Below are 26,091 nucleotides of genomic sequence, written 5' to 3'. Positions count from 1 at the left end.
GTCTCAGTTACTTCTCACCGCGCGCGATGCGCAGGTTTTGAGTGGCGGCGGTTCCCATAATGCTGATGTCGGTGACAACACACACCATCTGGAAGCCCTGGCGAACACGTTCCGCAGCAGCCGCACCGTCGCCGCACATAATGCCAGTCGCCACGTCATGCTCTCTAGCACTCGCTTTAATGCGTGCCAGCGCATCGACAAATTCCGGCTCCACGCCCTCGTAACTGGGTGGCAAACCAAGCTGGGCATGCAGATCGTTCGGTCCCACAAATGCAATATCGACCCCTGGAACAGAGAGAATGCCATCGACGTTCTGAAGTCCGGGCGCGCTCTCGATCTGCACCATCACCAGAATTTCATCGTTGGCGCTGCGATTGTATTCCGGTCGATTGGTGGTGCCAAAACCATAGGAAGCAAACGCGCCACCAATGCTGCGATTGCCAACGGGCGGATATTTGGCCGAATCGACGGCCCGTAACGCCTCCTCACGCGTGTTGACCATTGGCACAAGGATGCCCCATGCTCCGGCATCCAGCGCCCACTTGAACCACTCAATGCTGTTATAAGGAATACGCACGAACGGCGCACTGATGCCTGCATCGGCAACAATGCCCACCATATCAGCCATGAGGGTTGGATTCTGTGCGCTATGCTCCATATCCACCAGGAGCCAATCAAAGCCAAGCCTCGCCATAACGCGTGCCGACGCTGTGCTGGGGAGGCTTAACCAGGCTCCCAGAGACGACTTTCCTTGCTTGATCTGCTCCTTTACGTGGTTTTTGCGCATTGCGTGTCCTTTCTTTTCCTGCCTGATGCACTAGTTGTGAGCGATTAGAGAGGGAAGAAAACGTCTTCTCCCTCATCTATTATGACACCCACTCTTTCGCAACCGCAACTATATGTGTTCAAGCAGGGGTACGCGTGCGCTCAGGCCGAAAAGCTGGCAGGCAGAAAGACCAATATTCGCAGGGCAAATTTTCGCTGGCATTGCTATACGTAACCCTCGTTCCCCGACCCACCAGACAGGTCTCGCCGGGCGCAACCACGATCTGCTGGTCATCCGCTTCAATATGTAATTTGCCCTGAATCACAATCACAACTTCATCAAATTCTGCCACCTGAGCAGGCTCTCGCCAGGCAGGAGGCGCGAACATGTGGGCCAGGCTGAAAGAATCCTGTTCTGTATTCAGCACGCCAAAATGCTCGTCGATAATCTTCCCATCCTCACGCGGAAAAATACGCCCATGCTCTATCTTTTGCAACATAACTTTCTCACATTTCTATCATATTCTATGAATTTCACAACCAAAATCGGGAATGTCTTTCGTAGTGGAGCAATTTATCGCGTTGGGGCAGCCTGTACTGCGCTTCCACCAACGCGATAAATTGCTCCACTACAAACCACTTTACCAGGTTCATTTGTGAAATTTCTTCCAAAAAGGACAATCAGATAGATTTCAAGCGCTCAACCAGCAGTGGCTTCTGGATCTTGCCCAATGCATTGCGGGGCAGAGCCGACACAAAGATGATCTGGCGCGGCTTCTTGTAGCTGGCGAGACGTTCGCGGCAAAAAGCAATCAGCGCGGCGGGATCGGGAGTATGATCGCGCACAGGCACGATCACCGCCACCACTTGCTCGCCAAGATCAATATCAGGCAGGCCAATTACCGCGGCTTCCGCCACGTCCGGGTGCATCTCCAGCACATCCTCGACCTCGCGTGGATAGACGTTATATCCACCGCTGATAATCAATTCGCGAGCGCGGCCTGTAATTGTATAATACCCATCATCGCTGCACCAGCCAAGATCGCCGGTCTTAAACCAGCCATCGGGCGCGAAGGCTTCAGCTGTGGCATCTGGTTGGTTCCAGTATCCGGCGAAGACGTGTGGCCCCCGAATCTCGATCTCGCCAATCTCCCCAGCTGGCAACTGCTCCCGGGTGCGCACGTCCACAACACGCGCCTCCTGACCCGGAAAGGGACCACCCACCGTTCCTGCTCTGCGCTCTCCCTCGTAGGGATTTGTCAGGTTCATGATCGTCTCGGTCATACCGTAGCGTTCGAGCATGGTCTGTCCAAACGTACGTGCGAAATCCTCAAAAAGCTGTGGACTGAGCGGAGCCGAACCAGAGACGAAGAGCCGGGGCAGGTGTGATGGTACGCCCTGCCTTTTCGCTTCCGCCAGCAACCGCGCATACATCGTTGGCACACCAAAAAAGAGGGTGATCTCTGGATCGTTTTTCAGTATCGTCAGACAATCGGCGGCGTCGAACTTGCGGCGCAACACGACGGTGGACCCTTTGAAGAGCGTTCCATGCATGCCAACCATCAAGCCATGCGCATGAAAGAGCGGCAGCGTGAGCAACAGGCGATCATGCTCCGTCCAGTGCCATGCGCTCGTCACTGCTGCAATGTTGGCAACCAGATTGCGATGCAGCAAAAGAGCGCCCTTCGACCGGCCCGTCGTACCCGATGTATAACCAATCAGAGCCGGTGCATCGGCAGCAGGCAGTGCTAACTGGCCTTCTTCGCCAGCCTGTTGTGGCTGCGGCTGTATAAAGGCGGCAAAGGCGATCTGCTCCATGCCCCCGCCTGATGGCACCTGATCCGCAGCATCTACGATCACCAGCGCGCTCAAGTCAGGGATGGTCAAACTCTGCAATTCCGCTGCTCCTGCTGTGCTGGTGACGCAGAGCCGCACACCAGCATCGTTCATAATGTGGCTTAACTCAACCTGCCGATACTGCGGATTCACCAGCACAACCACGCCCCCAGCCAGATGCGTCCCAAGATAGGCCACGACAAACGTGGGACAGTTCTCAAGAAACAGTGCTACGCGATCGCCAGCCTGCACACCCCAGGCCGTCAATGCCTGGGCGAAGCGTGCAACATCCGCGTACAACTGCCCATAACTGATGGCCTGATCCTCAAATAAGATGGCCTGGCGCTCTGGCTGCTCCTGTGCATGCTGAAATACCGCTTCAACTATCGAATGTACCATATTCTGTTCTCCGTTGAAGGTTTATCTTTAAAGAGTATACAAATAACTGACCTGAAAATACAATAAGACTCATGAGGAAGAGGGGCAAGTGATGGTGGAGCGCTCCACCATCACTTGCCCCTCTTCCTCATGAGTCTTAAGCAGTGCTATGCATGAGCCAGATAGCGCGAGGCCATCAATTGCAGAACTTCGTCGCCGGGCATCTCCCAGAGCGCATTGTTAAATATTTCGACTTCGATCAGGCCGTTATAGCCAGCTTCTTCAACCAGACCACGCAGGCGGCGAATATCGATTACACCATCACCCATCATGCCACGCCCATTCAGCATATCCGGTGTGGGAACGAGCCAGTCGCAAATATGGAAACCGAGAATGCGACCGGCAGCGGCCCGAATTTGTGCCTCGATATCAGGCTCCCACCAGACATGATAGACATCGATCACAACACCAACATACTCATGTGTCAGCCGTTGCACAATGCTATTCGCCTGCTCCAGCGTCACGATCACCGAACGATCACCAGTATACATTGGATGGAGCGGCTCTATGCCAAGCCTGACACCATTTTCGGCAGCATAGGGTAATAATGTTGCGATGGCCTCTTCGACATATGCGCGTGCTGATGGCAGGTCTCGATTCGCAGCCGGACCACAGACCAGCACCAGCACATCAGTTCCCAGCGTCGCCGCTTCCTCAATGGCGCGTCGATTATCGTCCAGTTGCTTGCGACGGCCCTCCGCTGTTAGTGCATCAAACCAGCCGCCGCGACAGAGGCTTGAGACCTGCAATCCAGCCTCGCGCACGATACGCGCACTTTCCTGTAACCCGGTCTCCGCCACCTTATGACGCCAGAAACCAATCGCAGGTACCCCCACGCGCACACATCCCTCCACCGCCTGCCGCACGCTCCAATGCTGCGTTGTGGCCTGATTTAAGCTCAAACGTGAAAGATCCGTGAATGGCGTTGGCATCGTTCCACCTCTTTCCTACTTCTATCTAACTATGCAATACCAGCCAGCGCAAGCACATGCTTCATTCGTTCGTAAGCAAGAGCTGGATCAACCAGCAACCCGGCCCGATCTGCCAGCATCAAGATATCCGCAAGATGCACTATCGAGCGCGCACTCTCCAGACCACCCACCATGCGAAAGTGAGTCTGATGCCCGTTCAAATAGGCAAGGAAGACGATCCCCGTCTTATAGAAGTAGGTCGGGGCATGGAAAATATGGCGGGAAAGCGGCACCGTTGGCTCTAAAATGGCCTGATATCTAGCAATGTCCCGATTATCCAGTGCTTGCAGTGCGGCAACAGCCGCTGGAGCGATCGCGTCAAAGATGCCAAGCAGCGCATGACTATAGCCCTGCTCATCGCCAAGAATCAGCTCCGAGAAGCTGAAATCGTCGCCGGTATACATGCGCACACCTTCGGGAAGCCGCCGCCGCATCACAATCTCATACTGCTTATCGAGCAACGAGATCTTGATGCCATCGATTTTGACCCGATGGCGCGCAATCACATCCAGGCAAACATTCATCGCTCGCTCGATGTCGCGCTCGCCCCAGTAACTGGTCAGCGCAGGATCAAACATCTCGCCCAGCCAGTGCAAAATCACCGGCTGTTTGACCTGCGAGAGGATGCGATCATAGACATAGGCATAGTCCTCTGGCGTCTTCGCTCGCGCTGCCAGCGCCCGACTCGCCATGAGAATGAGCCGTCCACCCTGGCCCTCAATAAAGCTGCATTGTTCCTCGTAAGCCGCAACAATAGCATCCAGCGTCAGATCAGGGGACGGTGCGAGATGATCGGTTCCAGCTCCACAGGCAACGGAACCGCCAGAAGAGCGAGCCTCGGCCAGCGAACGGCGTATCAACTCCTGCGTTGCCGACCAGTCCAGGCCCATACCGCGCTGAGCGGTATCCATCGCCTCGGCTATCGAGAGGCCAAGCGACCAGAGATGACGACGATACGCCAGGGTTGCATCCCAATCAAGGGCAGCGGGCGCGCCTGGATAATTATCGGCCAGCGGATCAGCAACAACATGCGCAGCAGCATAGGCACAACGGCTGCGTGCGGGTGCGGCTGTCGTCGGAAAATGCGACGGCTCAGAGAGCGTATAGGGAGCAAACGTGTGGTCAGCACGCGGCAAAGACAATTGGAAAGGCATCGATCTCCTCCTCCTCTCGATAGGACACGTGGCAAGCTTAGCTCAAGAACTGCGCCGACAGGTCGGGAACATCCAGCCAGCGGCGCTGCTCCCAGGACTGCATTCCCAGTTCCGCCAACTGCACACCCTTCGCGCCTTCCAGCAGGCTCCAGCGGAAGGGCGTATCACAGACCACATGCTTCAAGAACAGCTCCCACTGGACCTTAAAGGCATTCTCAAAGCTGCCATTATCCGGCACATCCTGCCAATTATCATAGAAATCAATCGGATTTGGGACATCGGGATTCCAGATCGCCTTCGGTGTACTGACCCGGCTCTGCACGCGACATTCGCGCAGCCCAGCCACAGCACTCCCATGCGTTCCATCAACCTGAATCGACAACAGTTCGTCGCGACGCACACGCACGCACCAGGAAGAGTTAAAGTGAGCAATGATACCGTTTTCCAGCTCAAAGGTCGAATAGGCGGCATCATCGGCGGTCGCAACATATGCATGTCCCTGCTCGTCAATACGCTCAGGAATGTGAATGGCTCCCAGGCAGGAAATCGCGCGCACCTCGCCAAATAGATGAGCAAGGACATAGCGCCAGTGACAAAGCATGTCAATGATAATGCCGCCCCCATCCTCTTTGCGATAATTCCACGATGGACGTTGAGCTGGCTGCCAATCGCCCTCAAAAACCCAGTAGCCAAATTCGCCGCGCACCGAGAGGATGCGACCAAAGAAGCCGCTATCGATCACACGTTTGAGCTTAAGCAGGCCCGGCAAAAATAATTTATCCTGCACCACGCCATTTTTGACGCCCGCTTCCGTCGCCAGCCGTGCCAGTTCCAGCGCCTCAGCACTCGTGGTGGCTGTCGGTTTCTCACAATAGATATGCTTCCCTGCCTGAATAGCGGCTTTGACGCTCTCAACTCGCAAGGTCGTGGCCTGAGCATCAAAATAAATCTCATCATCGGGATTGGCAAGACAGGCCGCCAGATCGGTACTCCAGCGCTCGATGTTGTGCGCCTCTGCCAGCGCCCGCAGCTTATGCTCATTGCGGCCCACAAGAATAGGCTCAGGCATCAGCACATCGCCATTGGAGAGCGCAATGCCCCCCTGATCGCAAATAGCCACGATTGAACGGATAAGGTGCTGATTGGTCCCCATGCGACCTGTCACCCCATTCATGATAACGCCAACTCGACGTACCGCCATAAAAACTTCCCTTTCAGTTGTTTCCACTCACAATTATATGTTGGAAAAAACGTGAACATTTATAAAAATTTTACTTGAGAAAGCACCTGCAAAGAAGACAGTATAGCTGTTTTGCCTATTCCTGACTCATCACGTGAACAGAAAATGTTTACTATTATTATAGCGCGTGCCTGTTCGGTTTGTCAATGTGAAGTTAGAGCCAGGAAAGGAATATAAAATCCAGTCTTTTAATAACGAAAAAGACGTTTTTTCATGTAAAGCATTATTCAACAGATGAAATTTATTTGCCCTCACCCCCATTCTCTACGCGAAAAGAGAAAACGTTTACCAAATTATCTGTAATGACCACAAGGAGTTTGTTCATTGACAACTCGACAAAAACTATTTACGCTTATAACAAACACATCAGTTCTTGCAACTCGTTTATACTACGAGACCTGATGGATCATACGCTCATTCTCAAACAGGAAGTAACCAATGGATAGCACAACCAGCACCACGGCGCTCTCACTGACAGCAATCAGTGATGAGCAGAGAGACGGACGCCCGTTCACAATCCCAGCATTGCAAGAATGGACGCCCGGTCCCACCGACTATGTCTTCAATGCTCAGACACGTATTGTTCTTGATCGTCGTGCGGCCTCTCAATTACATGCAACCGCCGTTGTTTTTGCCGATGATCTGTATGTTTTAAGCGGAATACGCGTCCCATTGACCATAGGGGCTGTGTTGCGAGAGGGGGACATCTTCCTTACCCTCGATGCAGGGGCTTCCATTACTGGTCACGAAGGCTACCTGCTCGAATCTGGCTCAACGCTCACCCTACGCGCCTCCACAGATGCTGGCGTTTTTTATGCGACTCGTACAGTGCTTCAACTGCTCACCCAGGATGCCATCATTCCTGGCGGCGTTGCCCGCGACTGGCCCGATTATCCCGAACGCAGCCTGATGGTCGACATGGGACGCAAATACTTCTCGGTGGAATGGTTGGAAAACCATATTCGCGAACTGGCCTACCTGAAATACAACTACTTCCACTTCCATCTTTCCGACAATTACGGGTTCCGTCTGGAATCTGAGCGGCACCCCGAAATCGTCTCGCCGGAACATTATAGCAAAGCCGAGTTGCGTTCATTGCTTGCCCTCGCGCAAAAGTATCATATTACGATCGTGCCCGAGATCGACATGCCCGGCCACATGGACACCATCCTCGCAGCCCATCCCACGCTTCAACTCACCAGTCCCCAGGGCAACCGACGCAGCGGCGATATCGATCTAGCCCAGGACGCGTCCTATCAATTAATGCGCGACCTGCTGGAAGAATACATACCACTCTTTCCCGGTCCCTACTGGCATATCGGTGCTGATGAATACATCATGCAAGATGATTACGAGCGTTACCCACAATTGCTGGAATATGCGAGAGAACATTATGGTCCAGAGGCCAATATCAAGGATACCTACCTGGGCTTTGTTAACTGGGCCAACGAAATCGTGAAAGCGCATGGGAAGATCACTCGTGCCTGGAACGACGGACTCTATGGTGGATCGGCTGTCCAGGTTGCAAACGACATCATCTTTGAACACTGGTTCCGGTCGGGATTGGAACCACAAGAAATTGTTAATCTCAACCTCTCCATCATGAACGGCAACGCCGATCACCTCTATTATGTGCTGGGGAACAACTGGCGTGCGCTACCTGACGGTATCTATCACGCCTTCGAGCATCACGTCTTTCATGGCACGGCCACCATCGACATCTACCATCCCTGCAACCTTGGGGCCAAGTTGCACGTCTGGTGCGATAATCCGGTGCTGGAAACTGAGGAGGAGATCGCACAGGGTATTGCCTGCTCTTTGCGCTCGCTGGCTCAAAAGAACTGGGGGTCGCGCAAACTGGTGCCGGATTACGAGAGATTCCTGCCCATCATTGCACGCATCGGACACGCTCCCGGCTTCACGGGTCAAGCATTGGGGATACACGAAGAGACGCGCCACCAGCAGACGAGCGTTTCTCTGGCAGAGGCCATGATGCCACCCGCAAGCAACGAGCAGGCATAATTTCCTCCAGCAAGCTGTATCGAAGGGATAGGCAGCTCCGTTACGCTTGATATGCACATCTTTTGCCTGTGCATATCAAGCATGCCTTACGAGGAATTTGTATGTCTCTGGTACGCCGCCTCATCAACCATCCCTACGGACGAGTGCTGCTCGCAGGCGGCATCCTGCTCTGTGCAACCTATGGCTCGTGGTCAATCACCCAATGGTTGCTCGCCCAGCTTGCTGCTGACGGTCTGAACAATCCGCTGTTCCCCGGTCTGGCACTTTCACTCGCGCAATGTGCTCTTCCGTTTGTGGCACTCAATTTTTGTTGTCGTCACCTTGAAGGACGCTCCCTTGCCGACATCGGAGTTCGTCTCAAACACATCCCACGCGATATGGGCCTGGGCATGCTTGTGAGCGCTGGCATCATGAGTCTGACTGTGCTGCTGCTTGCTCGCATCAGCGCGTATCAGCCTGTCGGTTTCTGCTCGCCCGCAGACAGCGTAGCGCTGATTACAGGCATTATCGCCTCTGTCAGCGCGCCGATCAACGAAGAAATCTTCTTTCGCGGCACGCTTTTCCGCCATCTAGAGCAATACACGGGTTCGTGGCTGGCACTCTTGACGAGTGGCTTGATTTTTGGGTTCGGCCATAGCTGGCGTCCCTATGCAACCTGGCATAGCTCTCTTTTTCTCGCCATCGATGTTGGCTTTCTTTGTGCTGGTCTCTATATGCTCACACGCAGCCTGTGGGTGCCGATGGGCATGCATTTTGCCTGGAACGTCTGTGAAGAACTCATCTATGGCCTTCCCAATTCAGGAAGTGCCCCCAGCGTTTCGCTGCTGCACGCCGTCGTCCAGGGGCCAGCATGGTTGACGGGCGGCAGCTTTGGCCCCGAAGCCAGCATTATCCCATTCGCCATCTGCCTGCTGTTGAACGTGATCGTTTTTGTGCTGGTTACAAAAAAGCAGGCAGCAATTCGCTTGAAGAAGATAGGCAAGGCCGTGACTGTAACCAGCTACAATTCAACGGTCTCTAGTGGCTATGAATAGCAATAGAGCCAACTTCAGTTGAGACGTGCAACAGCGCAGATGGTTCATCGCCAACCTCCGTACTCCCGAACTCGTTTTCAATTGCGCCATGCTCAGTGCTGGCCTCCAGATGAAACGACGAGTTCTCTGGCAAGGTCAGTGCGATTGCGCCAGTCTGCGTGCTAAAACGATAGGAGCCGCGCGGGTTCAGGCTACCGACAAACAGTATCGCGCCTCGTTGGGTGCTAATGCGAGACGATCCGGTTAGTGCCACACGCCGAAGCTCCGCATCGCCATTGCTCATCTTCAACGAGAGCGATCCACACAGATTGTCCACGCTCACGGAACCATTATTATCACTTATTGTCAGCGAGCCCTCGATATTAGTCGCCGTAATATCTCCGCTTTGACTCATCAGCGTTGTCGGCCCATGTATGCCATTGGCTTCGATAGAACCATATCCTGTATAAAGTTGTACGCTGCCTTCAACTGGCATAGTGACATCAAAATCAACGGAAACAGCCCTCGGGGCTGCATGGCTGATATTCAGTGCTTCCACACTGATTGTATTCCCCTGTTGATCGTAATTCACCTCCATGTCGTTCGTGTCCGGCTGGAGCGGCGGCGTACCGAACGGAGGACTAGTAGCAGTCACACGTTGCGTTGCAATAATCACTACTGCGCTGCTTTTACCAGTGTGCAACGTGATAGAGCCGCTATCGTTATGCATAATCAATGTAGGTGAGGCAGTAATAGAGAACGTATGAGATGGTAAAACATTACTGATGATGGCATCATGAACCTGTGTCGTCGTACAGGATGAAAATAAAAGCAAAAGGATAGGGAGAGAGAGCAATACTGGATATTTCATTGCCCTCTCGCTACCATACATCCTTACGTTGCAAAAGTGAGATATAGAATTGGATAGAAGCTGACGAACGAACAGCAGCATAGATATTGCTCGCCTCTTTAATTGTTAGTAGCATTTCCCTATAGAGACAGTATACATATGCATCCAAATCCCCAAAAAGTTATATGCAGGTGTTCTTCCAATCGAGAACACCTGCATATAACTTCCTCACTTTTTGCTACACACGAGCCTGGACATGCTGCTTGATCGCATCAGCAGCACGCTGATATCCCCCAGCCTGATGAATCTCACTCTGCATCGATTGGAGACGTGTGTGAACGCCCGAATCATGTGCAATCTGTTCAACAGCGGCTCGCAGGCTCTCTCCTGTGATCGTGTCGCGATCCAGCGAGAGGCCCAGACCAAGCTCCTGCACCCGACGACCATTCATTTCCTGTTCCCACATCTGCGGCACCACCACCAGCGGAACGCCAAAGCTCAAGCTCTCCATCGTACTATTCATGCCGCCATGACTGATAAAGAGGTCCGCCCGCGACAAAATCTCCAACTGCGGCACATGCGGCGCAATCAGGAAATTGTCCGGTGTTTCCCCAAGATCAGCTGAATTGACGCGCTTGCCATAGGCGAGAACAACCTGCCACTCGGTCCCGGCAAACGCTTCAAAGCACGTCTGATAGAAATCGAGGCGATTGTTGTATGCCGTTCCCAGCGAGATGTAGAGCAGCGGTCGTTGATCCAATCGTTCCAGGGGAAAATCACCACCGTAATAGCGTTGTGCTGGTAGTGCAGGACCAACAAACACAAATTTTTCATCGAACGTCTCGCCTGCTGGCTGAAACGCACGAGGAAGAAACACAATGTTCAATTGCTCTATACGCGATAACAGCTCTTGAATGGTGCGTGGTGGCACACCGTACAATTCGCACTGATAGGCCAGTTTTTCATCCAGAGCACCAAAAAACTCTTTCACAAAAGATCGATCAACCTCCCTCTCCTTGCCATACATCTGCCTCACCACCTGATCGCTCACTGCAAATGTAGCAAAGAGCTTCACTGCTGGCACATGCAAGGCATCACTCAAAAACACAGCCTGCATAAACGTGCTATCATAGAGGATACAGTCAACCTGATCGGTAGCCATCTGTGCTATCAGCGCAGGCAACTCGCGGATACTCTCAATCGCGACCGTTGCCATTAAGCCAATGCGTTTGCCCAGGCTGGCATTGTTAATGGGGCTTCCCTTATCAGCTAAACTTGTTGCGAGTTGAGGAAGATATTTCTTCCATGCTTCGCTCTCATAGAGCCGAAAAGTTGCTCCGGTTGCCTCTACTGTCAGGCGAAACTCCTCGCTCAGATAGTAGAAGACTCGCTCACCACGCGCCACCAACTCCTGAGCAACCGCCAGAGTCGGGTTCACATGTCCATGTCCCGGAATACACAACACCGCATATGTTGTCATATCTATTGTCTCCTAATCATTTATTCTACATGCTAACTTATTACACGCCGCTGAAACAATTTGATGCCAAACCAGAGGCAGAGGAGAAACGATGCGCCGAGGACCAGCAACACAATCCCAGGCGCCAGCGTTGCCAGTGCCTGCCCATGTAGAGGCGGCACCATAGCGTACCGCATCCCTTCGGCGGCATAGGTCAGCGGATTGAAAAGGGTGATGATCTGGAACCAGCGAATTGCATCGAGCGAGGCCCAGGGATAGAAAGTACAACCAGTAAAGGTCAACGGCGTCAGAACCAGCGCGAAAATCAGTGGCAACTGTTGAATCGGCGTGACCACGCTCAAAAGCAGGCCGAGTGCTGCCCCCGTCAGAGCAATCAGCACCATCAGGCCGATCAGGACAGCGAGCTGGTCTGTACGCACCTGATAGGCGCTGCCCAGAATCCAGTAGGCCAGAGGAAAGACAATCGCTCCAGCCAGTAATCCACGCAAACTCGCTAGCACAATTTTCTCGACCGCCACCAGAGCTATCGGCAACGGTGCCAGTAAACGATCCTCAATCTCACGGGTGAAGCCCAGGTCGCGCGATAGATCAACCGAAGTACCTTGTAGCGCCGTGAGAAACAGGGTAAAAGCAACGATTCCCGGCAGCAACAGCAGCGAGAACCCGGGAGTTGCAGCGCCCGTAGTCGCGAGGACTTTGCCAAACACGAACAGGAAGAAGAGCGGCTGGGCCAGCGTTTGCAGCAAAAATGAGATGGCTTCCCGCCGCGTGACCAGCAGATCACGACTGACAATCGCCAGAAATGCCGTCAGAGCAGCTTTAATATTACTGCGCGAACGAAATTCACTCTGGCGAGGAACAGGGAGAAGGGCATTCATGCACGTAAATCCTTTCCTGTCAGAAAAATGAAAACGTCCTCCAGGCTGGGTCGCGCTACACGCAGATCAAGCAACTCGCCTCGCTCCTGTACCACCGCCAGAGCTGCGTTCGCGAGCAATGTACCAGTGCTTTCAGTAGCGTACAAACGAAACGCAAGCGTCTGGCTTCCAGTGCTTTCGTCCGTTTGTCCATTCAGGCGCTCAACTTTAGTCACACCAGGCAATTGTTCCAACGCAGCGCGAAAATGATCATGCCAAACATCTCCTACAGCGTCTTCCGACGAGTGCCCAACAGTGACCGCTTCAGGAACACGCATACGCAGTTCCAGCATCGTGCCACCGGGGATCAAACGCTTCAGTCCTTCGGGGGTATCAAGCGCCAGAATACGTCCATGATCCATAATAGCGATACGATCACAAAGCCGATCCGCCTCCTCCATATCATGTGTTGTCAGCACGACAGTAACTCCTCTCTCCTGAAGCGCTGTGATACGATCCCACAAAAAGAGGCGCGATTGTGGATCGAGGTTGTTGGTTGGCTCGTCAAGGAACAGCACTTCAGGCTCGTGCATCAGCGCACGCGCCAGCATGACACGCTGCTCCATGCCTCCTGAAAACCAGCCGAGCTTCTGCTGGCCACGCCCCTTCAGGCCAAGCTCTTCAAGCAATACCTCAGCGCGTGCGTTGCGTTCAGCTCGTGCCACCCCATGATAGGCCGCGTGGTAGGTCAGGATTTCGCTCACGCGCAGACTGCGATCAAGATTGGATCTCTGGGGCACAACGGCGATGCGCTGCTTCACGCCAATCGGATCTGCAACCACATCAAGGCCACTGATGCTGGCCCGACCCGCTGTTGGTAATGCTGTCGTCGTCAAAATGCCAATCGTCGTTGTTTTGCCAGCTCCATTCGATCCCAACAACCCGAACGTTTCACCGCGCCGGATTGTAAATGAAACGTCGTCTACAGCATTCTGCGGTACGCGTGGATAGCGCTTCACAAGATGCTCGACTTCAATAATCGCACTATCTTCCTGCATTTTCATCATCACACTCATCCTTTAGTGAATATCATATCTTTTTTTCTATTTTTACAGCTATTCTCCTTCGATGTCCTTTCTCCATAAGAATAATCTTTTCTAGAAGCTGCAGAATAGACAAAACGTCCTGCGGTCATACGTATGTATGGCATTGCAAGTTCCTATTATGAAAATGATCTACCCGTGTAGGGAAAAGCAAATGCTTTATGGTTTGAGCATACGCAGGACAATCTCAGGATCGGGAAAATGCTCCTTGAGCATTTCCGATTCGCGTGCGGCCAATCGGGAGAGACCATCAAGATATGCCATGAGAGCTACCACCAGTTGATCCGGGTCGTCCGCCACAACCTCGCCGGTCGCCTGCGCCTCGACGATAAGTTGCCTCATCCCATCATAATATGCCTGGCCGCGCTCTTGCAAACGCTTGCGCACATCTTCCGACATCGTTTCATCACTCATGACGTGTTGAAACAATAAAAAGATTTCAGAGCGCTCCCGACGCGCTTCCAGTATTTTTGTAATCAGAGAGGTCAGGCGCTCCCCTGGCGTTCCAGGCTGATCGAGAAGACGCTGCACTCGCAACACGCCGGATTGTAACATCTGTTCTACTAACGCCTTAAAAATTGCCTCCTTGCTGGAAAAATAGCGATACACCAGTCCATAGCTCACATCGGCCTCCGCAGCGACTTCAGCCATCGTCGCTGCCGTCCCTTTCTTTGCAAAGGCCCGCCACGCGGCATCCAATATCTTCGCTCGCTGCTCTTCGCGAATCCGCTGGTTCGCTTCTTCCGTTCGAGGCATATTCGCTCCTTTTTTGATTGACTCAATCAGTCATCCATAAAGCGAGTATAATCAACAAGCTACAAAATGTCAAGCTTTTTTCTACCTGCTTATGCTCCCAGCATAGCAAAAGACTTTTCTTCAAGCGCTTCTCTCTGTTATGGTATGGCTATGCGCAAGACAGAACGATAAAGACAGAGGAGAAACAAGTATGAAGATTGCAGCGCTCTATGATATTCACGGAAATTTACCGGCACTGAATGCAGTGCTGGTCGAACTTGAAGAGGTCCAACCCGATCTGATCCTCATTGGAGGTGATATTGTTTTCGGGCCACTGCCACGCCAGACGTTAGAACGCGTCTTGCAGTTGGGAGAGAGAGTTCGTTTCATTCATGGCAACGGAGATTGCGAAATTGTGGCAACATTTGACGGTCAGCCGCTCAATAGGCGCTATCTGCCCCCAATCTCAGAGAAGGGTCAGCAAGAGGCTCAATGGGTTGCGGGGCAGCTTACACATGCGCAACGCAACTTTCTGGCGAGCTTGCCGGATCAACTGGTACTGGAGATAACTGACCTGGGCAACACTCTCTTTTGCCATGCCACCGTGCGCAGCGACGAGGAGATCTTCACGCCTCTCACGTCCGACGAGCGGCTCAACGCCATCTTTTCTCAGGTCAAACAGGATTTCGTCGTTTGCGGACACACTCACATCCAATTCGAGCGCACCATCGGCAACCTGCGCATCCTTAACGCTGGAAGCGTGGGTATGCCTGCCGCTGCTCAACCTGGCGCATACTGGCTCCTGCTCAGCTCAGAGGGATACGAGTTTCGCCATACGCCATACGATGGAGAGGCAGCTGCGCAAGTGATACGGGCTGCAGGGAATCCGCTTGCTGAGGAATTTGTTAAGAACAACGTTCTGTCGGTCCCTACAATAAAAGCGATGTCCGAAAATTTAGAACGCCTGGCAAACAAATATGGAATATAACCATAATATTCTGAATAGCAGGTAGAAATGAACATGTAATTTCTACCTGCTTCACTCAAAGCTATCTATAACCTCCCGATCAAGTGAGCCAGATGGCTGCTTTCTTGTTTGGCATCGGCAATCACGACAGATCCAATGTTTAGCTCATCAATGCCCGCTGCCAGTAACTCTTGCAAGCGATCTTTGATCTTGCTTTCATCACCAAAGACAAGCATGCTTTCGATTAACGAATCGGCTATCGTATCCACCTCCTGTGCCGAAAAACCAGCAGCCGCAAACATGTTGCGATAGGTTGGCAGCGTGGTCTGGAACGCCAGCGCCTTTCGCCCCGCCTCAAGCGCCACGCTACGATCCCCGGTCAGAGCAACCATCACATTGGCAACAATAACGGGCCGAGGACGCCCGGCAGCAGTGGCGACAGCTTTGAGGGCGGGAATTGCCGTATCGAGCAGATACGGAATAGGACACGAGGCAGGCAGCACCCCATCGGCTACCTCACCAGCAAGGCGGAAAGCGCCCGGCCCCAGGGCCGCGATGTATAGAGGAACCTGCGCTGAACCAGGCAGCGAAGCATCGGTTGTAAAAATTTGCCCCTGATGATGAACCTCGCCCTGTTGCAGCAAGGGGCGCAACACCTGCACATATTCGCGCAAATAGGTGAGGGGTCGCTCGATATCCACGCCATACATGCTCTTAGCGGCTCTGGACGATCCTGCACCCAATCCGAGCCGTAGCCTGTTGGGAGCCAGCGCATTGAAGCTCAAAACCTGTTGAGCCAGCAGGACAGGGTGGCGCGAAGGAACCTGAATGATATAAGTTCCGAACTTCAGTTGCGATGTGCGCATCGCCGCCGCAGCCAGCGTGGTCAAGACATCCGGGTTCCAGGGCGGACCAAAGGGCACCCAGACCTGCTCAACACCAGCTTCCTCAACCTCGATCAGAGTAGCAACGAGATCCGCTGGATTGTCAGATTGCACCGTCAAGCCGACGCGCTCCCGCAAAGAACGCTTTGTATACTTTTCTTCTGCCATAATTTTCTTTCCTCATTCAACAGTGTAGCCAGTAGAAAGCAAAATTGCTTGCCACTATTCTAGTATCTCTAGCAGAGAAAAGACATCGGCAAGTTAACGTATATTTTGCCATGATAGTAACCCTGAGAAACCAGGGAGGGAATGCCACCCGAATATGGCAGGGGCGACAGCTTGTCCTCGTCCGGCTCCACAGGCGGTACGATGAGGTTCCAGGACGAGGACAAGCTGTCGCCCCTGCCATATTCGGCCTTCCCCGGAGAAATTCGTCGACGCGTCAGTGATGCATGCGTAGGCAACGAGCGTCTCAGAGCAGGTCGTGTGTGAGAGCGTAGTGGGTGGCGGCATAGCGCGAGGTGATATCCAGTTTGCTATAAATCGTACGCAGATGAGCGTTGACCGTGCGCGGACTGATCACCAGCGCTGTCGCCACCTGAGCATCGGTCATACCGCGAGCAACCAGGCGCAACACCTCCTGTTCTCGCGCTGTCAGCCCATGTGTAGCATTTTGTTGCGCGGTCTCAAGCTGATCGGCCTTCACGTCCCGTACTTCAGAAAGCGCCTTTGCAGCTTTGGCCTTTATCGCGGGAGTTACTCCCGTCAGGCTCTCAACCGCTTTGATAGCCCGTTCCAGCCAGTAACTGCCCTCATCAATGTAGCCACGCAAAATCCAGAGCTGTTTCAAGGCAGTTGCCAGTCGCAAGGCCATCTCAGGCTGAGGTTTTCGTTCAAGGGTCCAGATTAAGGCCGCGATCAGGTTACAATGCTCCACTTGCAGACGATCTAACCAGCTCTGCTGCTCGGTTCCTGAGAGGTGAGGCTCGGCCAGTTCCGCCAGATGTAAATAATAGGCTGCATGCGCATCGTGCAGTTGCTCAACCTCATCCTCACACAAGCAGCTATTACCATAGACGCGCATTGTTTCCAGCATGCTCAGGCGCGGCTCCATCCCCCCTTGCTCGCTCAGTTGCACCAGATGATTATCCAACAGAGAGGTCAGGCAACTCAACGCAACGGCCTGCGTGCTTCCCAGCGTTGCATACATCACCTCTACCGCTTCCACCGTACAATCGCCAAAACAGAGGGAGAGGAGCCGAAAGAGGCGCTGCTCTTCAGCGGAGAGCAAATTATAGCTCCAGGCCAGCGTATTTAATAATGTCTGCTGACGCTCCGGCAGATCGCGGGCACCATCAGTTAAAAGCTGCAAGCGCTGTTCACGAGGGCGCAAACGTTCCAGCAAGGACTGCAAAGAAAACAACTTGAGGCGAGCCGCAGCCAGTTCAAGAGCGAGAGGCAGCCCATCAAGATAACGACAAATCTCAGCAATCAACGGCCCGGTCTCGGCCGTCACTTGAAGCGTTGGGGAGACCTGCCGCGCGCGCTCAACAAACAGAGCGACAGCGCCATAGCGCACAAGTGCGTGATGATCGACCGATGCATCGGGCAGGGCCAGAGGCGAAACGAGTAGCTCATATTCGCCCCGCACACGCAGAACTGCGCGGCTCGTCACCAACAATTTCACCTGTGGACAAAGGGCCAGCAGATCTACCAGCAAGGGTGCAGCGGCGACCACCTGCTCAGCATTATCGAGCAGCACCAGCATGCGCCGGTGATGGAGTGCCTGCTCCGAATTACAGAGCCAGCGACCATCCGCAGATCCCTGCAAATACAACGCACGAGCGATAGTTGGAAGTACCTGCTCAGGACTACTCAGCATGGCGAGCGAGACAAAAAAGATGCCGTCAGGAAACTCAGAGCGCAACGTGGATGCAACATGTAAGGCCAGATGCGTTTTGCCCACACCGCCTGTGCCGGTAAAGGTAACTAGTCGTACCTCCGGTCGCAAGAGCAATGTACGAGCTGCCTCTACCTCTTGCTCGCGTCCGATCAAAGGTGTTGGTGGTAATGGTAAATAAGCGCGCGGCGTGCCGGTTTGTATCATAGTATCCGCCCTATTTCAAACCTACTTTTTCTCTGTGAATAACATATCGCAAGCATTATATCCCATCTAGCGACATCGAGAGAAGACCTTCTCGCACTTGTCTCCAGACTCAAGCAGGAACGGGAAGAGATGTGAGAAGAGAGATAATTAGATGCCAGGCGAACGAATAAGTACTGTTGCTTGACTTTTCAACTTTTCATGCGTAAACTAAAGAGTAGCAAAGCAATGGAGCTTCTGTGACCGCATCCTGATTGATAGCAACTATTGTCAAGAACGGCAAGGCATTTTGCCAGCACAATAGCTGCTTTTTTGTTGTCTTGAAATCATACCAATACTATTAAAGTATTGAGGAGTTTGCCCGGATGAACTGCTACGCTTGCCTCATCGAGACTGGATACGACGACCAACCAGCCCACGCAATCTGCAAACAGTGTGGAGCCGGCATCTGTCGCACCCATCTCGTTGATGTGACTCAGAACCCGCCCACTGGCACCATCGGTATCAACGCTGGTCCTCGCTCTCGCGTGCTTTGCCTGCGCTGCTATAGAGCGATCTTTCCTTCATCGTCCTCCCCTCGCGCAAAAGGGTATATCAAGTCCGGGAAAACTGACAACCAGAGCTGGTGGGACCGCATCTGGCATCGCCGACAACCAACCACGTTACCTGATGCCCAGGACGCGGTGGCCGCAGTCGAACAATTCTTGAAGCAGCGCTCCATTACAAAAAAGCACAATGATATTCAATGGCCTGATTAACAACGGTCGCATGTTACTGGTGGGTGGAACCATCGGGCAAAATGGCCCCGGTCAGCGACTTTGCTTTCGCCAACTGGTCGTCCTGCACGCCCTGTGCATCCTTTAAATTCGCGCCATTGAGATTGGCTCCTGTGAGATCTCCACTACTCAACTCGGACCCTTGCAGGTTGGCCCCCTGCAAATTGGCTCCCGCCAGACGCGTAAACACGAGCGATGCATAGCTGAGGTTACTCCCGCCGAGATCGGCCCCCTGCAAATTGGCCCCGAGCAGATAGGTATCTCGAATATCGGCTCCATGCAGTTGAGCGCCGCGCAGATCGGCCTCGCGCAAGCTGATCACACGAAAATCGTTGTTGATCAACTTCGTTTGCATCAAAAAGAGCACGACCATCCCTTTCCGCTTGCCATCCAACTGCGGCAACAGCGTCATCGTTTCAGCCTGGGCCACTATCCTCACATCATCTATCGTTGCCGAGTGCAAGAGCTTCTCGTGCAGCAGCATATCAGAAATACGATCCATATAATTTGTGAGCAGCGTCATCTGCTGCTGCTCCTGCGCGATTTTGAGCGCATCGGCTCGCTGCTGCTTACCTAGTACAACGCTTGTCTGATTTTGCTGCACATTCAACCAGAGCAAGCCCGTGATGAGAATGATCGGCACTAGCAACAACTGAAGCCAATCCCAGAGCGATCTTGTACGCCGTATCCGCACCCGCGGCTGAGGCTCTATTGACGCTTGCGGTTGTTCGGGGACTTGAAGTTCCTCTGACATACGTCCTCTTTCCCTCCTGGCTCAAGGCTGCTCTATTCCATGAAAATCCATCGCCGCATCTCAGCGGCCTGTACACCCATTTAAGTTGCAATCGGTCGTCTTCTGTGTTCCCATTATCTGATACTGGCAGTACGTTGTCAAAACAGCATATACAATATCTTCAATCTACTGGCTTTCAGCCTCACCGGCATCGTAGCAGATTAACTTCCCCGTCCCAGCAAAAAGATCAACAGTGCAAAACACCAGAATAGCATCAGCGCAATTCCTACACACATATTATCTTCCGCGCGCTTTCTACCTGCACTCCATACTGCTTTTTTCGCCATATGCCTTGCGATCATGCTCGTGAAAAACATAAGGGGAGGCAAAATTAAGGCGAAGAAGAACATACATCCAAGCATCCAGGTGGATAAGAAATCACTGGAGAAATTGAACGCCCTCCATAAAAAAAAGAAACAGCCACTGGTCAGAAAATAATTAATGACAAAACACAAAAAGAGCAGTTTGAACGCGTCAGTCAATGTGGTTGTCCAATGAATTCTGGCCGCCTGCTCCCCGTGAACCACATATTCTTGCACCATCTTGCCTTTCATCTTAAAACTCCTATTTTCCTTTTAAGACGCTTGTTCCGGTGACAAAGTTACAAGATGCCTCGCTCAATCAATGGTTTTTGGTTGAGTGTCTGGTAAGGCTTGTATCTCCGAACGCTTGCTGTATGGAGGTTTCAAGTGATAGCATAGAACTCTACGGTTCCGCTTGTCCCAACAAGGTGAGCAATAGCACAACGCGCTAGAAAGAAACAACGTGAAACAGCCCAAAGATGAGATCAACGAGTCAAACAGTACTTCTCTTGTAGCTCCGTCCCCTGTAGTCAACGATCAAGGTTCTTATCGTGCGTTGCAATTTAGCGATTTTCGCCTGCTGGTCGTTGGCGTTTTCCTCTCCATGTTTGGACGACAGATGTTGACGGTCGCGATCGGATGGGAATTATACGAGCGCACAAGCTCGGCTCTCGTCCTGGGCGGCGTTGGGTTGGCTCAGGTGATCCCCTTGATTGCCCTCTTTTTACCCGCTGGATACATCGCGGACCGCTACAACCGCAAGCAGGTCGTGATCGTCTCTCAGGTGGTGCTGGTCCTGGCTTCGCTGGTCCTGACCATACTGTCATATGTGCACGGCTCGCTCTTTCTGATCTACGCTTGTCTGGCGGTCATGGGAGGCGCGCAATCGTTCAGCAATCCCGCCAGTTCTGCCCTCGTCGCACAGGCCGTGCCAGAATATGCCTATGAAAATGCCACAACGTGGAGAAGTAGCGTCGCTCAATTGTCGTCGGTGATTGGTCCGGCATCAGGCGGCTTTCTGATCGGTCTCCTGCACGGAGCCACGTTTGTCTACGCGCTGAGCGGCCTCACTTCCGTCATTTTTATTTTGCTTCTGATACAAATGCGGGCAACCCACCAGCCGCAAAAACGTGCGAAGAATCAGAAAACGCTTGGCTCGCTCGTGGAGGGCATCAGTTTTCTTGGCAAAACACAGGTCATGCTGGCTGCAATCACACTCGATCTTTTCGCGGTTCTGCTCGGTGGCGCAACAGCGCTCCTTCCTATTTTTGCGCGCGACATTCTGCACGTTGGCCCAATTGGACTGGGATGGCTACAAGCTGCCGATTCACTGGGCGCTGTCTGCATGGCTCTTCTCCTCGCTCATCGGCCTCCGTTTCAGCATGCCGGACGTGCCTTGCTGCTGGCAGTGGCCGGGTTCGGCCTGGCTACAATTATTTTCGGCCTCTCACGCTGGTTCTGGCTCTCGCTGCCGATGCTCTTTCTGCTCGGTGCATGTGACAACATCAGCGTTGTGGTTCGCTCAACCTTGCTACTCGTTCGCACACCTGACGAGATGCGCGGTCGTGTGGGGGCGGTCAGTTCCCTTTTTATCGGCACCTCTAATCAGCTAGGGGGGTTTGAATCTGGACTGGTGGCGCAATTCTTTGGTCCCGTCGTGTCGGTTGTTGTTGGAGGGATTGGCACAATTCTCGTGGTAGCGCTTATCGCGTGGCGCTGGCCAGAAATGCGCCACCTGGGAAGATTGCGCGAAACTCCACAAGATGTGTAACGCTGCTGCCAGATCATTTCAGGCAATCCTGGTGAGATTTTCTTTTATCAATCCAGACAGCAATTGCTGTCTGGAAAGAAAAACTCTTGCGAGCAGAACTATCGAATAATGCTGAGAAGGATAGCAAGTACATCATTTCAAGCAAATAGTCAACATTTTATTTGTAAGTATGTTATACTTGCTATCGACATCATAGTCGAAAAGCTATCACCTCTCCGGTGCATAGTGTCGCTTACTCCTCGGTATGAATAGGTAGTCGTTCGACCAGGTTGAAAAAGGAGGCAGCGCTTGGAAGCCAGTCATATTTCCCTACACCACCAGGATGAGCAAGTGTCATTAGACCTCTTAACTTCCCTATTTTTTCAAACCACCCATGATGCCGTCATAGTGCGAGATTTCCACAATCAACGCATTTATTTATGGAATGATGAGGCAGAAAAACTCTACGGAAGAAGTTCGCAGGAGGCGCTGGGACAAAATTATGTACATCTTCTACAACCACAGGTGCTCATGGGGCAGGTAAACAATGAAGAGATCTTGAATGAGCAAGGGCAGTGGCAAGGGGAATTACGACAACGATATGGTAACGACCAACAGGTCATCGTGCATAGCCGCCAGACACTTATTTTCGATCCAAGCAGTAAACGCTCCCTTGTGCTGGAAGTGAATCAAGACATTACGGGGACTAAACGAATAGAGCAGGAAAATAAAGAATATATACAATTGACGAGTGCTGCCAATGATCTTGGAATCTGGTTCTGGAACGTTGCTGGTCGATCAGATGTCGTCACCAGCTACCGCTCAAAGCCTGCTATTGCACCACCAGGCATGCCAGTCAATGTAGCCGACTATAGACATATGATCCATCCCGACGATTGGCATGCCAGTGTTGACGCCGCTAATCAAGCCGTGCGCACCCACACCAATTACACAAAAGAGATTCGCATACTGGAGCCTGATGGACAACACTGGCTACTCATTCGTGGTCATCCAATCTATGATGAGCAGGGGCAACCGCTGCGTATGCTGGGAGTGGCGCTCGACATTACGGAGCGGAAACTGGCTGAAGAGTTATTACAGACAAGCAACGAGAGGGTCAGCACGCTGCTGGAAAGTATCCCTGATGCAGTGATACAACTGGATAAAGAATGGCGTTTTACCTATGTAAATATACGAACAGTTCAGATGATGGGGAAAACACGAGACGAATTACAGGGAAAGTCGCTGTGGGAGGTCTCTCCTTATACTCCTGATTCTGTATTTGAAACAAGTTTACGGCAGGCAATGCAAAATAAACAAACAGTACACTTTGAAACCTATGATCCACGTGTGCAACGCTGGTTTGTTATTCACGCCTATCCATCTCCCAACGGCCTTGCATTGCACTTTAATGATATTTCTGAATGGAAGCAGCTAGAGGAAACGCTCCAGGCCAATCAGACACAGCTACAACGGTTGGTTGAGTCCAATGTTACTGGACTTATTGTAACTACGATGGCTGGTCAGATCCTCGAAGCAAACGATATTTTTCTCTCGTTGGTGGGATATACCCGCGAAGAACTACTGGCTGGACAACTTTCCTGGCGAGCCATGACGCCGCCAGAATATCTCTCACTACACGAACAGGTCACACACGAGTTACTTGAACAGGGGGCCTGCAAACCATTTGAGAAAGCATATATCACGAAAGATGGCAAGCAAGTGCCGGTTCTGATGGTCGGCATTCGCCTGGAAGAAACCTCGGACCGTTGCCTCTTTTTCGTGCTTGATATGGCGGAACAAAAGGGTCTGGAGAAGCAACGCGAGTTACTGGTAGGTATCATCGGCCATGAGCTGCGTACCCCGCTTACGGCCATCAAGGGCAACCTCCAACTGGCTCAGCGCCGTTTCCATCGATACATACAAGGCCATCACGATCAACCGGCGAAAGATTCGTCGTCGCTCGCAAAAATAGAGACCTCTCTAGAGCAGGCTCATCGCCAAATTCGCGTGCAGGAACGCCTGATTAACGATCTGTTGGAAAGCACACGTATTGCTGATGGGACGTTAACGATCACTCTGCAACCCTGCAATCTCCTTACCATCATCCATGATACAGTGGAAGATATGCGATTTACTCGCCCCGAACGAAAACTCGTGCTGGATCTGCCCGTACAGCAAACGGTCCAGATCAGTGCTGATGCAGACCGCATTGGTCAGGTACTCGCAAACTATATCTTGAACGCTTTTAAGTATTCGCCCGAAGAGACGCCAGTGAATATTGGTATGGCTATCGAGGAACAGAAGATACGTGTCTGGGTGCAGGATCATGGACGGGGCATTCCTCCAGAGGCCCAGCAGCGCGTCTGGGATCGCTTTTACCGTCACTCGACGCCAACAGATAGCGGAGAAAAAACGAATAAGAGCTTCGGTCTGGGCCTTCATGTCTGTCGAGCGCTCATTCAAGAACACGGAGGCGAGGTGGGAGTAGAAAGCTATCCTGGTCAGGGTTCGACCTTCTGGTTTTCGCTACCACGCTCTTAATAAACTATTCCGGTCTGGTTGCACGCTCCAGGGTGATAAGAAATTGAAAGGCATCCTGAAACGTGCGGCCACACATCTCCTCTGAAGGGCGCAGTTGGCAACAGACAGCAGGCCGTTCGGGTTTGCCAAAAAGCTTGCAGCGATTATCTTCCGTCAATTGGATGCAGCGCCCCCCCGCTGGTTTGCCCTCTGGCATTCCGGGGATCGGCGATGAGATAGAAGGCGCGATACAACAGGCACCACAACCAGCACGACATTCCATACAACTCCTCAAACATGGCCTGGACTCTGCTTATGATGGTCGCGCCAGCGCAAGTAGAGATCGGCGGCAAGAATAAGCGCAATAGCCACAGCGGGAAGAGCATAATCGGTCCAGGGGAAACGATCCAGCACAGGGCCGAGCTTAATATCATCCAGAATCATATTGGCTGCCGTCCAGCCAAGCACCAGACTGGCAAGATCCAGCAACCAGGGGAGGCGTGAAATCAGTTCAGCAATCAAGGCACTACCCACCAGCAAGAAAAGGATGCTGATCACCAGGCCCACTGCCAGAACCAGCAGCTCGCCAGCCGCCAGAGCGCCCACCGCCAGCACATTATCCAAACTCATCGTTACATCGGCAACAAGAATCGTCATCAAAGCCGGGAAGAAACCACGCTTTACCCCACTCTCTCCCTCCTGCTTCTCACCCTTGCCATCAGTCGCCGTATTGCGATCCATCAACAAGCGAACGGCAATAATCATGAGCAGAGCGCCGCCAATGGCTTTGAGCAAGGGCAACTGCAACAGCAATGTTGCGATAATGGCAAACGCGATTCGCAAGACAATAGCACCACCTCCACCAAGCAAAATAGCGAGCCAACGCTGTTTCCGAGGCAATTTAGAGGCGGCTGCGCCAATGACCAGCGCATTATCACCACTGAGAACGAGATCGACCAGAATGATACCTCCTAGTGGTCCCAACCAACTCAACATAAAACATATCTCCTTAGCTCATGAAAAAAATGACGCTCTTTACAGCGTCGGCAGCCTTTCGCTTTTCTCCACCAGCATATTTACTGATCATAGCACATTGCTCTAAGCATTAGCTGAATCCAATCTGAAAGAAAACTAAGAAAGCTTGCTTTTTATTATATATAGAAGATCTTCTTTTCGCAATGGGTAAAGTCAGGCAGCAGGTACTGTCACCTGCTGCCTGAGCATCAAAAGCACTAAATTAGGTGGCGCAGGAAGCATCCACTCGCTTATGCTGGTAAAGAAGAGCTGCTGAGCAGGGCATCGAGCGTCAATTTGCGCACGCGATAGCCGCGCCTCTTGCCGAGGTGTGGTAAAGTGACCGCCTCTAATGCACCATTTTTAATCCAGCGACGAACCGTTGTATCATCAACGCGCAGCTGACGCGCCACTTCGTGAACTGTGAGCAGCTCATCGTGTCCGCCGCTATCGGTTGTCTCTGCATCGAGCAGCGATCTGTTATACGCCATGAGATTAATCCTCCTGATTCACT

General features: G+C 52.5%; 24 protein-coding genes. 6 read left to right on the top strand and 18 right to left on the bottom strand.

The features are described 5' to 3' along the window. Positions 1-7: 7 nt before the first annotated feature. From K3T83_RS35600 to K3T83_RS35575, 6 genes are all read right to left on the bottom strand, one after another. A complete protein-coding gene (locus tag K3T83_RS35600; RefSeq protein WP_220207660.1) occupies positions 8-787 on the bottom strand; it encodes an HpcH/HpaI aldolase family protein in 780 nt (259 codons plus the stop codon). 118 nt (positions 788-905) lie between these two features. Then, positions 906-1,265, bottom strand: coding sequence for a cupin domain-containing protein (locus K3T83_RS35595; protein ID WP_220207659.1), 360 nt, complete (start codon positions 1,263-1,265; stop codon positions 906-908). A 181-nt stretch (positions 1,266-1,446) separates the two neighbouring features. Then, the gene (locus tag K3T83_RS35590) at positions 1,447-3,000 is read right to left on the bottom strand and encodes a class I adenylate-forming enzyme family protein (protein ID WP_220207658.1); all 1,554 of its coding nucleotides are present in this window, start codon (positions 2,998-3,000) and stop codon (positions 1,447-1,449) included. A 146-nt stretch (positions 3,001-3,146) separates the two neighbouring features. Then, a complete protein-coding gene (locus tag K3T83_RS35585; protein ID WP_220207657.1) occupies positions 3,147-3,971 on the bottom strand; it encodes a sugar phosphate isomerase/epimerase family protein in 825 nt (274 codons plus the stop codon). A 29-nt stretch (positions 3,972-4,000) separates the two neighbouring features. Beyond that, positions 4,001-5,164, bottom strand: a complete 1,164-nt coding sequence (locus K3T83_RS35580; RefSeq protein WP_220207656.1) for a dihydrodipicolinate synthase family protein — start codon at positions 5,162-5,164, stop codon at positions 4,001-4,003. Positions 5,165-5,201: 37 nt separating this feature from the next. Further along, positions 5,202-6,365, bottom strand: a complete 1,164-nt coding sequence (locus tag K3T83_RS35575; protein WP_220207655.1) for a Gfo/Idh/MocA family protein — start codon at positions 6,363-6,365, stop codon at positions 5,202-5,204. A 477-nt stretch (positions 6,366-6,842) separates the two neighbouring features. Here K3T83_RS35575 and K3T83_RS35570 point away from each other — a divergent pair, with 477 nt between their 5' ends. Together K3T83_RS35570 and K3T83_RS35565 are read left to right on the top strand one after the other, a co-directional pair. Then, positions 6,843-8,426, top strand: a complete 1,584-nt coding sequence (locus tag K3T83_RS35570; protein ID WP_220207654.1) for a beta-N-acetylhexosaminidase — start codon at positions 6,843-6,845, stop codon at positions 8,424-8,426. 101 nt (positions 8,427-8,527) lie between these two features. After that, on the top strand, positions 8,528-9,460 hold the full coding sequence (locus tag K3T83_RS35565) for a CPBP family intramembrane glutamic endopeptidase (protein ID WP_220207653.1): 933 nt from the start codon (positions 8,528-8,530) through the stop codon (positions 9,458-9,460). Here the strand turns inward: K3T83_RS35565 and K3T83_RS35560 are convergent. The 5 genes from K3T83_RS35560 to K3T83_RS35540 all read right to left on the bottom strand — a co-directional run bounded on the left by K3T83_RS35560 (position 9,444) and on the right by K3T83_RS35540 (position 14,485). Then, a complete protein-coding gene (locus tag K3T83_RS35560; protein WP_220207652.1) occupies positions 9,444-10,310 on the bottom strand; it encodes a DUF4097 family beta strand repeat-containing protein in 867 nt (288 codons plus the stop codon). The two genes, K3T83_RS35565 and K3T83_RS35560, sit on opposite strands and share 17 nt — an antisense overlap. Positions 10,311-10,527: 217 nt before the next feature. After that, the gene (locus tag K3T83_RS35555; RefSeq protein ID WP_220207651.1) at positions 10,528-11,769 is read right to left on the bottom strand and encodes a macrolide family glycosyltransferase; all 1,242 of its coding nucleotides are present in this window, start codon (positions 11,767-11,769) and stop codon (positions 10,528-10,530) included. Between the two features lie 32 nt (positions 11,770-11,801). Further along, on the bottom strand, positions 11,802-12,647 hold the full coding sequence (locus K3T83_RS35550) for an ABC transporter permease (RefSeq protein ID WP_220207650.1): 846 nt from the start codon (positions 12,645-12,647) through the stop codon (positions 11,802-11,804). Then, a complete protein-coding gene (locus K3T83_RS35545; RefSeq protein ID WP_220207649.1) occupies positions 12,644-13,693 on the bottom strand; it encodes an ABC transporter ATP-binding protein in 1,050 nt (349 codons plus the stop codon). The genes K3T83_RS35550 and K3T83_RS35545 overlap by 4 nt, the downstream gene beginning before the upstream one ends. Positions 13,694-13,888: 195 nt before the next feature. After that, positions 13,889-14,485: a TetR/AcrR family transcriptional regulator gene (locus tag K3T83_RS35540; RefSeq protein WP_220207648.1), complete on the bottom strand. Its 597-nt coding sequence runs from the start codon at positions 14,483-14,485 to the stop codon at positions 13,889-13,891. 190 nt (positions 14,486-14,675) lie between these two features. Between K3T83_RS35540 and K3T83_RS35535 the strand changes: the two genes are divergently transcribed. Further along, a complete protein-coding gene (locus tag K3T83_RS35535; RefSeq protein WP_220207647.1) occupies positions 14,676-15,452 on the top strand; it encodes a metallophosphoesterase family protein in 777 nt (258 codons plus the stop codon). Between the two features lie 65 nt (positions 15,453-15,517). On the opposite strand, the gene K3T83_RS35530 is transcribed toward K3T83_RS35535, so the two are convergent. Both K3T83_RS35530 and K3T83_RS35525 read right to left on the bottom strand, forming a co-directional pair. After that, complete coding sequence (locus tag K3T83_RS35530; RefSeq protein WP_220207646.1) at positions 15,518-16,483, bottom strand: LLM class flavin-dependent oxidoreductase; 966 nt, start codon at positions 16,481-16,483, stop codon at positions 15,518-15,520. 304 nt (positions 16,484-16,787) lie between these two features. Continuing rightward, positions 16,788-18,422, bottom strand: a complete 1,635-nt coding sequence (locus tag K3T83_RS35525) for a LuxR C-terminal-related transcriptional regulator (RefSeq protein ID WP_220207645.1) — start codon at positions 18,420-18,422, stop codon at positions 16,788-16,790. Positions 18,423-18,784: 362 nt separating this feature from the next. Between K3T83_RS35525 and K3T83_RS35520 the strand changes: the two genes are divergently transcribed. Further along, a complete protein-coding gene (locus K3T83_RS35520; RefSeq protein WP_220207644.1) occupies positions 18,785-19,177 on the top strand; it encodes a DUF2180 family protein in 393 nt (130 codons plus the stop codon). A 13-nt stretch (positions 19,178-19,190) separates the two neighbouring features. Here the strand turns inward: K3T83_RS35520 and K3T83_RS35515 are convergent, their stop codons facing one another. Continuing rightward, positions 19,191-19,949, bottom strand: a complete 759-nt coding sequence (locus K3T83_RS35515; protein ID WP_220207643.1) for a pentapeptide repeat-containing protein — start codon at positions 19,947-19,949, stop codon at positions 19,191-19,193. A 200-nt stretch (positions 19,950-20,149) separates the two neighbouring features. After that, positions 20,150-20,542 (bottom strand): hypothetical protein, encoded by a 393-nt coding sequence (locus tag K3T83_RS35510; RefSeq protein ID WP_220207642.1) that lies wholly within the window; start codon positions 20,540-20,542, stop codon positions 20,150-20,152. Positions 20,543-20,753: 211 nt separating this feature from the next. Here K3T83_RS35510 and K3T83_RS35505 point away from each other — a divergent pair, with 211 nt between their 5' ends. Together K3T83_RS35505 and K3T83_RS35500 are read left to right on the top strand one after the other, a co-directional pair. Continuing rightward, positions 20,754-22,061 (top strand): MFS transporter, encoded by a 1,308-nt coding sequence (locus K3T83_RS35505; RefSeq protein ID WP_236065055.1) that lies wholly within the window; start codon positions 20,754-20,756, stop codon positions 22,059-22,061. 288 nt (positions 22,062-22,349) lie between these two features. Next, positions 22,350-24,584 (top strand): sensor histidine kinase, encoded by a 2,235-nt coding sequence (locus K3T83_RS35500; protein ID WP_220207641.1) that lies wholly within the window; start codon positions 22,350-22,352, stop codon positions 24,582-24,584. A 4-nt stretch (positions 24,585-24,588) separates the two neighbouring features. Here K3T83_RS35500 and K3T83_RS35495 read toward each other — a convergent pair whose 3' ends face one another. From K3T83_RS35495 to K3T83_RS35485, 3 genes are all read right to left on the bottom strand, one after another. Next, positions 24,589-24,846: a YkgJ family cysteine cluster protein gene (locus tag K3T83_RS35495; RefSeq protein ID WP_220207640.1), complete on the bottom strand. Its 258-nt coding sequence runs from the start codon at positions 24,844-24,846 to the stop codon at positions 24,589-24,591. Between the two features lie 8 nt (positions 24,847-24,854). Further along, positions 24,855-25,559 carry a YjbE family putative metal transport protein gene (locus tag K3T83_RS35490; protein ID WP_220207639.1) on the bottom strand — a complete coding sequence of 235 codons (705 nt, stop codon included), beginning with the start codon at positions 25,557-25,559 and terminating at the stop codon, positions 24,855-24,857. A 269-nt stretch (positions 25,560-25,828) separates the two neighbouring features. Further along, on the bottom strand, positions 25,829-26,068 hold the full coding sequence (locus tag K3T83_RS35485) for a helix-turn-helix domain-containing protein (RefSeq protein ID WP_220207638.1): 240 nt from the start codon (positions 26,066-26,068) through the stop codon (positions 25,829-25,831). Positions 26,069-26,091: the final 23 nt, after the last annotated feature.

The organism is Reticulibacter mediterranei, assembly GCF_016587455.1.
The sequence above is the reverse complement of the archived record's forward strand: the minus strand, read 5'-3'. Positions and strand labels throughout refer to the sequence as shown.